Consider the following 13,386-nt stretch of genomic DNA (forward strand, 5'->3'; position numbering starts at 1 on the left):
CACTGGAAGCCTATTGCTCTGTGCTCGTTGGACCCTGCGCCAGATAGGCACGTTGCACGGCGTCGAGGTCCGCACCGATCTCTGCTGCGGTGCCTTCCATCATCACTGCGCCTCGGCGCAGGACGTACACCCGATCCGCTACCGCGAGCACCTGCCGCACGTGTTGTTCGACGAGGAGTACACCGAGACCCTGGCGGTCCGCGGCCTCCCGCACCACGGCGAGTAGGCGCTGCACGATCTGCGGCGCAAGCCCAAGCGACAGTTCGTCGGCCAGCAGGAGACGAGGTTCCCGGGCCAGCGCTCTGGCCAGCGTCAGCATCTGTTGTTCACCACCTGACAGTAGGCCTGCCGGACGCTTCAGGAGAGCGCGCAACTCGGGGAATATCGCGCAGGCTGCGTCTGCGGATACACCTGCCAGGCGGAGGTTCTCGGCCCCGGTCAGGCCCATGATCACGGACCGTTCCTCGGTCACGTAGCTCAGACCGCGACGCGCCAACGACGACAGGGACGAACGCCGACTGGAGCCGAGTACCGAGATCTCGCCCGATATCGGGGCAAGTTCTCCGGCCACGGTGAGCATGGTGGTGGACTTGCCGGCGCCGTTGGCGCCGATAAGTGCCACCACCTCCCCCGATCGCACCGTGATGTCGAGGTCACGGCAGACCACCGCCCCCGCGTAACCCGCACTCAGGCCACGGCATTCGAGGACAACGTCCGCCGCCACCGTCTTCTCACTGGTGCTTGTCATCGTGTTGCCTCCGTTGTCGTCTCGATGTCGGTACCCAGATAGGCGTCGCGGACAGCCGGGCTGGAGGCAATCTCGTCCGGTGTTCCGGACGCGATCACCCGGCCGGCTTCGAGCACCACGATCCGATCGCACGTGGACATCACGAGTCCCATGTCGTGTTCGACGAGAAGCACCCCCGCGCCGCGTTGTACGGCCAAGTGCCGGATGGCAACTGCGAGTTCACGGCTCTCGGCGTCGTCCAGTCCGGCTGCCGGCTCGTCGAGCAGGATGACGGACGGTGCGGAGGCAACCGCTCGGGCGATGCCCACCAGCCGTCGCCGACCGTACGACAGTTCGCCCGGTAACTTGTCCAGATCGTTCTCCAACTCGAAGTCCCGCACAACGGTCGACGCACTCGGTGAGAGTGGATGACGGCCGGGGCGAATCAGGTCGGTAACCCATGTGCGCCAAGTCGATTCGTCGGCGCCGGCATGGATGTTCTCCCCGACGGTGACGTCCTCGAACAGCTCGAGCGACTGGAAGGAGCGGCGGAGCCCACCTTTGGACCTGCGCGCAGTGGACCACCCGGTGATGTTGTTGTCCCCCAGGGTGAGTTGCCCCGCCGCTGGGCTGACAAATCCGGTGATCGCGTCGATCACCGTGGTCTTCCCGGCCCCGTTGGGTCCGATCAGACCTACCACTTGCCCCGGAGCAACATCGAGGTCGACACCGTCGACCGCGACGACGCCGCCGAATCGCACCGTCAATCCCCGTACGATCAATGGCGTCGGGGTTACCGAACCAGTTGGCGATTCATCCGAAAGTTGATGACCACGGCCCTTTTTGCGGGTGCCGAGCGTGCTCAGCCCTGGAACCGACCGAAGCCCGCGCGAAATCATGTCGGCGATACCGTTCTGGTTGGTGAGCAGAGTGACAATGAGGATCACACCGCCGAGCAGTGCGGCCATAGCCAAGCCCGAGAGCAGTCGGCTGAACAGCGCTCCCGGCGCCATCAGCGCACCGATGACGCTACCCAGTACAAAGCCGAGGCCGCCGGTCACCGTCTGGACTACGGCATTGATCGACGCGAACACGTTGAACTCGAGATAGGTGACCGCGGTGTTGCGTAGACCGAGGAGAATGCCTGCCACAGCAGCCAAACCGGCTGCAAACGCAAACGCGTAGATCTTGACGGCAAACACGCTGATCCCGAGCGACGCCGCCGCTCGCTCGTTGGTCCGCACAGCGATCAACCGTCTGCCGGTGCGCGAGCGTCGCAAATTCGCGACCATCAGTGCACACAGCACCAGCGCTACGAGGCACAGCAGAGCCCACCGCTCGGGGTAACGCGTTGGCGTCACCTCCAGCCCGAACAGGCTCAGCTGGTTGATCTTCACCGAACCCTCGAGCTTGTCGCCGGTGAAGGTCGGATTGTTGAACACCATCTCCTGGATGGTGAACCCGAGCCCCAGTGTGACAACCGCCAGATTCACACCCCGCGTTCGCAACGCCGGCAGCGCGAACACCACCCCGATCACAATCACCGCCACCACGCTCACCAGCGCCGCCGGCACCAGTGGCCAACCGGCCTGCCCGACGAGCCGCGCGGCGAACAGCGCACCAAGGCCACCGACGGTGTACTGGGCGAGCGAGAGCTGGCCGGCAAAACCCGTCAGGACCACGATCGAGAGCAGGAACACCGCCGCAGCCAGAGTCAGCGTCAAGGACCGCAGCCAGTCGCCACCGGCCGCAATAATGCCGACAGCCACCAGAACTCCGAGTATGGCACCTGCCCAACGGATCTCGCCTGATCCGAGTTTGGGCAGCCGCTCGGAAACATGACTGCGCAGCGGCAACCCCTTCCCCCGCACAACGAGCACCACCAGGATCACCGCGAACGGCACAGCCCGATTGACGCCGGTGAGCGTCTCCATCCCGAGGAGATCCCGCAGGCCGTCCTGATACAGGACGACCAGGCTCTCACCCACACCCAGCAACAATCCGCCGAGCAGAGTGAGTGGGAAGGAGCGGAAACCACCGAGCAAAGCCGCGGCAAGCGCCGAGACCGTCACGATCACCACAAACGCCGACGGAGTGAGCCCGGTCAAGGGCGCCACCAGGATTCCCGCGGCACCGGCGAGCGCTCCGCCAACGGTCCAGGTCAACGTTGCCAGACGCTGCGGAGACCAGCCGAGCGCAGCGGCCGCTCGCTCGTGCTCAGCGGCCGCGGTAATGGCCAAGCCCACCCGGGTGAACGTGGTCCAGGCCCACAGCGCCGCCGTCGACACCACCGCGATACCCAGCAGGATCATCCGATCCTGCTGTACCACAACACCTCCCCAGTGATACGCGTCGTCGGGCAGGAAGGCACGCACCCGGATCGGGGTGCTGCCGTAGTACTGCTGCACCCCGGCCTGCAGGATCACCATCAAGCCGAGGGTGGCGGCCAGCCGGACGATCGGCGCGGCATTGGTGAGCCACCGCAACACCAGCAGCTGAAATGCCAGTCCGATCAGTCCAGCCACTACCGTTGCCACGAGGAAAGCCGGAACCAGGCCCCAATCATGATCGCGCTGAAGGGTTTCCAAACTGAAGTAGGCCCCCACCATGGCGATCGCGCCTTGCGCGAAGTTCACCACCCCGGAACCGCGATAAACCAGCACGATGCCCTGCGCCAGGAGCGCGTAGGCAGAGCCAGCCCCCAGGCCGAGAATCGCAAACTGTAGGAACTCAGTCATTCGTCAATCTCCAGGGTGAATTCGGCTCAGGCAGTAGGGTTGCGCAGGTCGTACTGAACCGGATCGGTGATGACAACGTCACCGTCGAACGTCATCCGGTACATCATCGAGTTCGAGACGCGCTGGAAGATCCCGAAAGGCTCGACCGCACTCGGCGTCCAAGCGGGCACAAGGCCCGCCATGTCAAGGGCCTTGGCATTCTCGAATCCCTGCATGACCGTGTTCTTGTTGACATCCTTGAGATCCTTTGCGACCTCACCGAATGCGCGCACCGTCAACCACGGGTTCATCGCGTCGCCGTTGAGGTTCTCGCGCCCCAGTTCGTCCTTACCGGACTTCTCCATGTCTGCCAGGAAATCCTTCAGACCGGGAAAGTCGTCGGTGCTCGACGACGCTGCGGGAGTCGGGCCGGTGTACGTCGAGGACGTGGCGAAGGTGCCGAGATCCTGCAGGTCCGCCTGGGAGAAGCCCGCCGACCCCAACGCGAAAGTCAGCTTCGATCCGAGCTGCTCGAACGACTGCGCGATCGGGTTCGCGTCGGCCGCACCCAGCGCCATGATCACGCCCTGCGCGCCGTTGCGCTCCGCCGCCGCGATGAACTGGGTGTAATCGGTCGCACCGGTACCCACTGCGACGTCGTTGACGATCTCCGCCCCCTTGGCCTGCACCGCAGGGGTCAGCAAGCCGACCAGCTGTGCGGTTACCGGAAGGTCGGGGCGCATCAAGGAAAGCTTGGTCTTGCCCTGTGCCACCAGCATGTCGATCATTCCGTACAGGTTGAGCAGTGAACCGGAGAACGGCGTGTAGACGTTGGTCGCGGTGAAGTCGGCCATGTTCACCGGGTTCAGCCCGATGCGGGCGATTCCGGCGTCCAGCAGGATCTTCGACGACGCCTCCGACGAAACCGGAGTGAAGTCCGCGAGCGTCGCGACGGCCCCCTCGGAGACCATCTTGTTCGCGCAGTCGACCTCCTTGTTCGGATCACCCATGGAGTCGCACTGAATCAGCTCGAGGGGGCGTCCGTTCACGCCGCCCCGATCGTTGAAAGCGTCGACCGATGCGACCATGCCGGCGGCGTAAGCGGCGGAGCCGAGCCCCGGCGCCTCGATCGGAGCGATCTGACCTACCTTGATCGGATCTCCGGTCGCGGCGTTCTCGGACGGGTCCGAACCACTATCGCTGCTACAGCTCGACACGAGCAGTCCTACAGCCGCGAGCGCGGCGATTGCTGGGGTCATTCTCTTCAAGTTCACGTGCGCGTCCTTTTGTGTGTAGACAGCGATGTTTCGGACGCCCTGCCCTGGCCTGATCCACTGAGCTGCGACTACTCAGCCGAGGAAGCGCCAGTCCGTCCGACTTGGCAGCAGCGTATTAGAGCGAGTCGCTCCGTAAGGGCGGTTTCGCAAAATTCCGTTACGGAGCGCTATGCAATGTTACGTTTTGCCTGGTTCGCGCACGGCTCGACAAGCTCCCGCAGGCCGAATGTTCAGCCGCAGGCCTGATCACCCGCGCGGCCGAACATTCAGCGCGCGACGCCGCGCACGCACGCCCGATCGAAGCGCTCCCGCACCCGTTCGAAGTCCCGCAGATCCGCCCACACCCAGCGGAATACCTCGAACCCCGCATCTCGGATTGCGTCCTCGCGCAGTTTCTCGCGCTCCACCACCGCACCCGGATTCTCGCTGCGGTACTTCACCATGCCGTCGAACTCGCCCACCACCCCGAATTCTTCCCAGAAGAAGTCGACCCTCCCGATGAACCGTCCGCCGAGGCGGATCTCCTGCTGCAAGGTCGGCATCGGCCATCCGTCGGCGCGCATGCGCACCCGGCTGATGGACTCCCCTGGGCTCTCGGCACCGGGTTCGATGAACTCGGCAACCACCCGCGCCCGGCTCATTCCGCGGCGGCCGTGCAAACGTTCGAGCACGGATGCAAGATCGTCACGTCTCATCCCCCGGCGCAGTGCACAGTCGCCGATCACCACGGCATTCTCAAACGATGTCGTGCGCGCGATATCGACAAACGTGCGCGCCAGCGACGTCGTTGCCACACCGTCGACAAGCACGATCTCCTCCGGAACCAGCGGTGCCGGATGAAGGTGGAAGGTGGCACTCTTTCGCCCACCCGAGCTTCTGTTCCGCGTCACGTGCACAACATTCAGGCCTAACCCGCCGCAGTCCAGACCGTGCATCACTGCCGCGGATACATGGCTGACAATTGCGCCCGGTCCGCAGGCTGCAGCGGTGGCGAGGGCGGTGTGGCGGTGACGGGCTCGCGCATCGAGTTCGCGGTAGTGATCGGCCCGCATGTAGATTCCCGCTGCGATTCGGTGCAACTCTCCGCACCTGACGGCCCGCTGCAACTGCGCGTCGCTGATGCCGTCCCGATGGGCCTGTGCCCGCGTGAGAATTCCCATGTGGCGAGCGTGCCGCCTCTATCGGCGTTCATCGGCAACGAATGTTCGGCTGGGGATAACGCTGGCACTGTGGAGAAGGCTGCCGCTATGGATAACACTGCCGCGCGCAGAATCAGCACACGCGCGCTTGATCGCGCCTGCGGCTGCATAATCGCCCTGCGGCGCACCCGCTGTCACCCTCGCACGGCTGCGCAAGTTCCACGCAAGGCAAATGCAAGCGCACTCTGTCACGCTTGATCCCATGAACCACACAGCTTCACCTCTTGCCATCGAGGCCGAGGGCCTAGTCAAGATGTTCGGTGAGCAACGCGCTGTCGACGGAGTCAGCCTCACCGTGCCCACTGGATCGGTGTTCGGCGTGCTCGGCCCCAACGGCGCGGGCAAGACCACCACCGTTCGCATGCTCGCCACCCTCCTGCGCCCCGACGGCGGTGAGGCCCGCATCTTCGGCCGCGATGTCAGCCGCGAACCCGTGGCAGTGCGATCCCTGATCGGCGTGACCGGGCAATACGCGTCCGTCGACGAGGACCTGACGGCCACCGAGAACCTGGTGATCTTCTCCCGTCTGCTCGGTCTGAGCCGCAAGGACTCCCGCAAGAAATCACTCGAGCTTCTCGAGGAATTCGACCTCACCGAAGCCGCAGCCAAACCTCTCAAGAACTTCTCCGGCGGAATGCGTCGACGCCTCGACCTCGCGGCCAGCCTGATCGCCCGCCCGCCACTGTTGTTCCTCGACGAACCCACGACCGGCCTCGATCCGCGTACCCGCGCCCAGATGTGGGAGACGATCAGGCGACTGGTCGCCGAGGGTTCGACGGTCATGCTGACCACGCAATACCTGGACGAGGCCGATCAGTTGGCCGATCGGATCGCGGTGATCGACCGTGGCCGAGTGATCGCAAACGGCACAGCCGACGAGCTCAAGGCGTCGGTGGGCATTTCGTCGTTGCATCTCAAACTCGTCGAGCGCGATCGAACCGACGAAGCCCGATCCATTATCGCGTCGATGCTCGGTGTCGAGGTAGGTGTCACTCCCGAGGTCGGCCGGATCACCGCCCCGCTGAGCGACCCATCCGTAACCGCCGATCTCCTGATCCGTTTGCGGGAGCGCGGCATCGCCGTCGACGAGATCAACGTGCAGAAGCCCAGTCTGGACGAAGTGTTCCTCACCATCACCGGGCATCAACCCGAAGACCATGGACGCAACGACGCCGATTCCGACAACAACTCCGATCGGATTCCCGCATGACCACTACTCTCACCACTACCAAATCGCCAGTCGCCGATCTCACTTCGGCTCCGCGGCGGATCAGTCTCGAGCAGAGTTTCGCGAATACGTTCACGATGGCGTACCGCGGCATTCTCAAGATCAAGCACAATCCCGAGCAACTGTTCGACGTTGTCATCCAGCCGATCATCTTCACTCTGATGTTCACGTACATCTTCGGCGGCGCCATCGCCGGCGACGTCACGGCGTACTTGCCGACGATCATCCCCGGCATCCTCGTCCAGACGGTCATCACCGGTTCCATCGTTACCGGCACTCAGCTTCGTGAAGACATGGACAAGGGTGTGTTCGACCGCTTCAAGTCGTTGCCGATCGCCCGTATCGCTCCGCTGTCCGGCGCCTTGCTCGCCGACGTCGTTCGGTACGGCATCGCCACCACCATTACGTTCATCGTCGGTTTTGCCATGGGATACCGCCCGGCCGGCGGTGCGATCGGCATCCTGTCTGCCGCGATTCTGGTGATGGTGTGCGCGTTCTCGATCAGTTGGATCTTTGCGCTCATGGGCGTGATGATGAACAAAGCGTCTACGGTGCAGGGTGTTTCGATGCTCGTGCTGTTCCCCCTGACGTTCATGTCGAATGCGTTCGTCGATCCCGCCACCATGCCGAGCTGGCTGCAGAAGTTCGTGAACGTCAATCCGGTCTCACAATTGGTGACCGCAGTTCGCGAACTCGCGAACGAAGGCCACTTCGGTATTCACGTGGTGTGGTCGCTCGTCGGAGCGGCAGTCATCGTGGCCGTGATGGCACCGCTGACCGTACGGATGTACATGCGCAAGACATAAAGCGAGACGATTACCCACGCGATCCGCGAAGCGCGGCAAGAACTGCTTCGCGGGTCGTGGCGCGTGGGTATCTCGAAACCGTGTTCACCGCGTCAAACCACTGCTGGTCACCGACAATTCCGCGCGCGAATGCGATGAGCCGTGCATGCTGCAGCGAGGCAAAATCCTGCCGTCCCCGCATCACGACGGCGAGGGCCAACAGTTCGATACCGGGTCCGACGTTCCCGGTCGACAGATCGTAGGCACCGACGGCCGCCGCAACCGAACCCGTCAGTGGCAGATCGGTATATCCGTTGGGATGCAACTTGATCAGACTCGACTCGACCATCCGGTGTACGTGATCCGCGACCTTCGCCGACTGCCCGGCCAGTGCATGCGCGCATACCGCGGCGGCGCTGAGCAGGATGACAAACGGATCTCCGTACACATTGCCCATCGCGTCGCCGAGCAGATCCAGCGCCTCTCGGTATTGGCGTAGACCGAGTTCGACATGACCCTCTGCCAGATCTGCCTCGGCAAGATTGGCCGACATCGCCGACCGCCGCTGATGATTTTCGATCGCAGAGCTGGCGCCGACTTGCGCCAGCGCGGGCCGCAGTTGATCCAGCAACGCGCGCCCGCCCGTGGAATCGCCGTCGGCGATCAACGCGCTTGCCTGAAACCCGATGAGCTGCACCGCTTCTTCGTGAGCTCCCAGACTTTCGCTGGCCGCTGCTGCAAGCGCGTAGTACTCGGCAGCTTCGGCATACCTCGTCGATTGACTGTGGACCGAGCCGACGTGTTGAGCGGCCATCGCGACGCCCCACTCGTCCCCTATCTCTCGGGCGTACCGCAGAAGATCCTCGGCATCACTACGTGCACCCCGCACGTCGCCGATGTTCTCGCGCAAGTTCGACCGCGCGAACAACGCCGCCGTCCGGGTCTCGGTGTCAGCGCTGCGGACTCCTTCCGCCAACAACCGCGCAACGCCGTACCCGGAGCGGGGACTATTCAGCAATCGGATGAAAAACACGAACATCGGCCGCAGATCGCCGCGCTCGCGCAGCATCTTTCGGAGGCGAACCCTTGCTCGAACGTGATCGCGACTGAGTTCGGCGAACAGTAGATGCATCGCCACCAACATGAACGTCGTGGCCGCCAAGTCGCCGTCGACGTCACGTAGGTCGTGATCTCGAGTTGCTTCGATCACCTTCGGTGCCCAGTTCGCTACTTCCGTGTGTGCACCCCGAATCGACCAAAGCACTCCGAGAACCGGGAAGACACTCGCTGTGGTCACGCCGTCTTTGCCGTCGACTGCCCAACGCAGCACCGCAAGGAGATTGTCATGTTCGGCGTCGATCTCGCCCACAAGGCGCAGCTGATCGGAACGAGCCCGTCGGCGAGCGTCCCCGGCGATCGCGACGGCCCAGCCACTAAGTCTCCGAAGAACTTCCGTCCCCTCACCGAGATCGCCGAGTTTCTCCTCGCCGTATTCGCGAACCGTCTCGAGCATGTGGTAGCGCAACCCGTCCGGCCCGTCGACGACGGTAAGCAACGACTGGTTGACCAGAGCCTCGATCGCGTCGGCTATGTCGTCCACGCCGTCCCACTCGGCGACCGCTCGCGCCGAAGACAATGTGAAACCTGCCGGGAATCGGCACAATCGAGCTAGTGCCACTCGATACTCGGGGCCGAGCAGATTCCAACTCCAGTCGATCACCGCGTGCAGAGTGCGATGGCGATCCGGCGACGTGGGGTCACCGGATCGCAAGAGCGCGAATCGATCACTCAGGCGCGCCGAAATTTCCTCGACGCTCATCGTCCGCACGCGGGCCGCCGCGAGTTCGATGGCCAACGGCAAGCCGTCGAGCGTCGCGCACAGCTTTCCGACGGCCACCAAATCGAGATGTACGGATGGTCGCACGGCTCTGGCCCGAGCCGTGAACAATTCCACCGCAGACCCGGAATCACCGTGAATCTCCAACGGAGGCAACGGATAGACGACCTCTGCACTGAGCATGAGCGGTGATCGACTTGTCGTCAGAACGGTCAACTGAGCACTGGCTGCAATCATCTCGGCAACGATGTCCGAGCAGGCCCGGAGTACATGTTCACAGTTGTCGAGAATCAACGTCATCGGACCGGCCGAAAGAACCTCGACCAACCGCTCGCGGGCGGAGTGCGTTCGCCCGACTGTCAGGCGACCTGGTGCCAGATCGGCTTCACTGATTCCGAGGGTGCTACCGATCGCCGCGATCACGTCGTCGCTGCTTCGCAACGACGCCAGTTCGACCAGAACAACGGACGTGCGGGCCGAGGCCCGCGACCCCAATTCGTGTGCCAGACGGGTTTTTCCCGCGCCGCCGGGTCCGAGGATCGTGACGACGCGAGACCGTTCGAGAAGTGCCTCGATTCTCTCGATATCGTCTCGGCGGCCGAACATGGCGTTGGGTGCCGCGCGCACACCGATCGCGCGGGAACTCCGGGCCGCCGCAGTCGACGCAGTCGGCGCAGTCGGCGCAGCGAGCAAGTCCGCGTTCAGCGCCACCAGAGCCGGCGACGGATCAACGCCCAACCGGTCAGCCAGGCGCTCGCGGTGCACCGCGAACATCTCGAGCGCCTCGTTGACACGATCCGAGCCTGCGAGCGATCGCATCAGGTTCCCGGCAGCGGTGTCGTCGAAAGGATTGTCGGCGTGAGCTTCTCGCGCAAGAGGAAGTGCCTCGGAGAAATCCCCGAGCTCGAGCAGCGAGCGCAGTCGCAGTGTGACAAGTTCGCGGCGCAGGCTCTTGGCACGCGAAGCCAACTGCTCACCCGCCGGCCCGACAACATCGTCGCCCGGGCTCCCCCGCCAGAGATTCAGCGCTGCAGTGACTCTCGTCAGCAACTCGCGCGGGTGCACGTCAGCACCCCGAAGCGCTCGAACCTCGTCTTCGGCTCGCGCGAGATCAACCTGATCCCGTGGCACCGTGAGCCGATAGCCCGCCGACGTCACCTCCAGGGCGCCTTCCGGGAGCGCGGATCGCAGCCTGGACACCTGCGTGTGTAGAGCATTGGTCGGTGAGCGCGGCGGCTCCGACCCCCAGATGTCGGAGATCAGGCTCTGCGGCGAACATGGATGCCCCGGATCGAGCGCCAACGCGGTGAGTAGGGCGCGCGCTCGCGGCCCGGGCACTCCGACCCACCGATCCACCGCCCCGATCGACACGGGGCCGAGCAGAGTTATGCCAGTCACGTCTCGAGTCTTGTCCTGATCCACCGCGTTCGATGGTATTGCACAGTGCAAAGATCGTTGTATGGCTACAGCTGCTCAATGGATCGAAGGCGCGAGACCGCGCACCCTCCCGAATGCGATTGCCCCGGTGCTGGTCGGCACCGGAGCAGCGGCGTCACTGGATCACGCGGTGTGGTGGAAGGCGCTCCTCGCGCTGATCGTTTCCCTGGCTTTGATCATCGGGGTGAACTTCGCGAACGATTACTCCGACGGAATTCGCGGGACGGACGACGATCGCGTCGGGCCGATTCGCCTGGTCGGATCGAAGCTGGTCAGCCCCGGCACCGTCAAGGCCGCAGCCATCGGTTGCTTCTCCGTCGCGGCTGTTGCCGGATTTGCCCTGGCCGCTACGACGGCGTGGTGGCTGGTCGCGGTTGGCGTGTTCTGCATCATCGGCGCCTGGTACTACACGGGCGGCAAGAAGCCGTACGGGTACAGCGGATTCGGCGAGATCGCCGTGTTTGTGTTCTTCGGCCTGGTCGCAGTTCTGGGAACTCAATTCGTGCAGGCGGAACGCATTGATCTTGCCGGACTCGCCGGCGCCGTTGCCATCGGTTCCTTCTCTAGCGCGGTTCTTGTGGCCAACAACTTACGAGACATCCCGACGGACTCCGAATCCGGCAAGATCACACTCGCCGTCCGCCTCGGCGACGCGAAGACCCGCACGTTGCACGTCGTCCTGCTGGCTGTTCCGTTCATCGCAACACTGCTGCTTGTTCTACGAACACCGTGGGCGCTGCTCGGACTGCTCGCGTTGCCACTTGCAGTCCGAGCCAACGCACCACTGCGCTCGGGCGGTCAGGGCATGGCTCTCATTCCTGCCCTGCGCGACACCGGACTCGCAATGCTTGTCTGGGGTGCCGCGACGGCAGTTGCGCTCAGCCTGGCCTGATCAGCGAAAGCTTGATCAGCGAAGGCCCTGATCAGCGATTCTCGGGCACAAACGCGCTGAGGACGAAGTTCACGACGGAGATGATCAGTGCGCCCCAAACAGCGGTCCAGAAACCGTCGACGGTCAAGCCGGCGTCCAGTGACGTCGAGATCCAGGCCGTCAACATCAGCATGAGCGCGTTGATGACGAGCGTGAACAACCCGAGCGTGAGAATCAACAGTGGGAGGGACAGTAGCTTCAGCAACGGCTTGATGAACGCGTTGACGACGGTGAAGATCAGCGCAATTATGGCGATGACCAGGATGTTTCCCCACGTATCGTCTTGATTGCTGTCGATGGTGATTCCGGTGACCCACATAGAGGCGAGCCAGATAGCTATTCCGTTGACTATGAGACGTGCCAGAAATGTCATGTCTGAATGCTGGCACATGATCCCGTCATGTCGTGGCGTCTAGGCCGCTGGGCGCATCGCCGATTCCAGCCGGCTACGAATCTCGGGGATGCTGACCTGCGCTTCGAGTGCCACGCGCGTCGGACCGTCGGCGACACGCAGAATGCCGAGGAGTATGTGTTCGGCGCCGATGTGGTTGCTCTTGTGCGCAACCGCTTCCCTCAGTGACAGTTCGAGAACCTTCTTCGCGTCCTTCTCGAATCTCGAGCGCGGGAAGGCGAATCTGCCACGACGCGAACCGATCCCGGCAGGCTCGTCGAGCGCTCCCTTCCCGAACGCTTGCTCGAGGCTCTCCCGAATGGCGGCCAGGTCGATGCCTATCGACGCCAGCACATCGGCGTCTTGATCAAGATCGTTCGTCGGAGTCTCGCTGTGCAGCGATTCGGCGGTGACACCGCACTCGCGCAGGGTCGCTGTGGCGATGCCACGGTCGGTGGCCAGAAGTGCTTCCAACAATTCCTGGGGAGTCACCTGATCGGCACTGCCGACCGCGTCGACGACAACCGCGCGGGCGTCTGCGGTAAACCTCTCGAACATTTCCCTACCTGCCTTTCCCTCGTTGCGACTCTGCGCTTGCATGCTTCTTGTGGACGGCCTGACGGCTCACCTCGAGAGTCTCGGCAATCGCTTGCCAGGACCATCCTTGCTTGCGCGCGTTGGCAACCTGGATGGCTTCGAGTCGTTCGAGCAGTCGTCGCAGCGCCCGAACGGCCCGCAAGCCCTCCGCTGGATCGGGACTGCCTGCGGCGGTGGCGAGTGAGGTCGCTTCGGTCATGTTGTCAATATAGGTTGACAACCGGCGGGCGTCAACCAAAGTTGACACATTGGGGCGAATG

General features: G+C 63.6%; 11 protein-coding genes. 3 read left to right on the forward strand and 8 right to left on the reverse strand.

Annotated features, from left to right (window positions below; translation table 11 throughout):
- Positions 1-10 precede the first annotated feature (10 nt).
- The 4 genes from EEB13_RS05235 to EEB13_RS05250 form a co-directional block, all read right to left on the reverse strand.
- Positions 11-748, reverse strand: a complete 738-nt coding sequence (locus EEB13_RS05235) for an ABC transporter ATP-binding protein (RefSeq protein WP_051730611.1) — start codon at positions 746-748, stop codon at positions 11-13.
- Positions 745-3,465, reverse strand: a complete 2,721-nt coding sequence (locus EEB13_RS05240; protein ID WP_141484751.1) for a branched-chain amino acid ABC transporter permease/ATP-binding protein — start codon at positions 3,463-3,465, stop codon at positions 745-747. Before EEB13_RS05240 ends, EEB13_RS05235 begins: the two co-directional genes overlap by 4 nt.
- A 26-nt stretch (positions 3,466-3,491) precedes the next feature.
- On the reverse strand, positions 3,492-4,718 hold the full coding sequence (locus EEB13_RS05245) for an ABC transporter substrate-binding protein (protein WP_116538726.1): 1,227 nt from the start codon (positions 4,716-4,718) through the stop codon (positions 3,492-3,494).
- A 269-nt stretch (positions 4,719-4,987) separates the two neighbouring features.
- Positions 4,988-5,881, reverse strand: a complete 894-nt coding sequence (locus EEB13_RS05250) for a type IV toxin-antitoxin system AbiEi family antitoxin domain-containing protein (protein ID WP_116101735.1) — start codon at positions 5,879-5,881, stop codon at positions 4,988-4,990.
- 241 nt (positions 5,882-6,122) lie between these two features.
- Here EEB13_RS05250 and EEB13_RS05255 point away from each other — a divergent pair, with 241 nt between their 5' ends.
- Together EEB13_RS05255 and EEB13_RS05260 are read left to right on the forward strand one after the other, a co-directional pair.
- Positions 6,123-7,130 carry a daunorubicin resistance protein DrrA family ABC transporter ATP-binding protein gene (locus tag EEB13_RS05255; protein WP_033235454.1) on the forward strand — a complete coding sequence of 336 codons (1,008 nt, stop codon included), beginning with the start codon at positions 6,123-6,125 and terminating at the stop codon, positions 7,128-7,130.
- A complete protein-coding gene (locus tag EEB13_RS05260; RefSeq protein ID WP_033235455.1) occupies positions 7,127-7,954 on the forward strand; it encodes an ABC transporter permease in 828 nt (275 codons plus the stop codon). The genes EEB13_RS05255 and EEB13_RS05260 overlap by 4 nt, the downstream gene beginning before the upstream one ends.
- A gap of 10 nt (positions 7,955-7,964) precedes the next feature.
- Here EEB13_RS05260 and EEB13_RS05265 read toward each other — a convergent pair whose 3' ends face one another.
- The gene (locus EEB13_RS05265; protein ID WP_261984446.1) at positions 7,965-11,168 is read right to left on the reverse strand and encodes a BTAD domain-containing putative transcriptional regulator; all 3,204 of its coding nucleotides are present in this window, start codon (positions 11,166-11,168) and stop codon (positions 7,965-7,967) included.
- A gap of 61 nt (positions 11,169-11,229) precedes the next feature.
- Here EEB13_RS05265 and EEB13_RS05270 point away from each other — a divergent pair, with 61 nt between their 5' ends.
- On the forward strand, positions 11,230-12,099 hold the full coding sequence (locus EEB13_RS05270; protein ID WP_045063810.1) for a 1,4-dihydroxy-2-naphthoate polyprenyltransferase: 870 nt from the start codon (positions 11,230-11,232) through the stop codon (positions 12,097-12,099).
- A gap of 31 nt (positions 12,100-12,130) precedes the next feature.
- Here EEB13_RS05270 and EEB13_RS05275 read toward each other — a convergent pair whose 3' ends face one another.
- The 3 genes from EEB13_RS05275 to EEB13_RS05285 are packed head-to-tail and all read right to left on the reverse strand — an operon-like array spanning position 12,131 to position 13,325.
- On the reverse strand, positions 12,131-12,511 hold the full coding sequence (locus EEB13_RS05275; protein ID WP_033235458.1) for a phage holin family protein: 381 nt from the start codon (positions 12,509-12,511) through the stop codon (positions 12,131-12,133).
- Between the two features lie 39 nt (positions 12,512-12,550).
- Positions 12,551-13,087, reverse strand: coding sequence for a Clp protease N-terminal domain-containing protein (locus EEB13_RS05280; RefSeq protein WP_045063812.1), 537 nt, complete (start codon positions 13,085-13,087; stop codon positions 12,551-12,553).
- A 4-nt stretch (positions 13,088-13,091) separates the two neighbouring features.
- Positions 13,092-13,325 (reverse strand): HTH domain-containing protein, encoded by a 234-nt coding sequence (locus EEB13_RS05285; protein ID WP_033235460.1) that lies wholly within the window; start codon positions 13,323-13,325, stop codon positions 13,092-13,094.
- Positions 13,326-13,386: the final 61 nt, after the last annotated feature.

The sequence above is a fragment of the Rhodococcus sp. WS3 genome, from assembly GCF_003797085.1.
GTDB lineage: Bacteria > Actinomycetota > Actinomycetes > Mycobacteriales > Mycobacteriaceae > Rhodococcus_F > Rhodococcus_F globerula.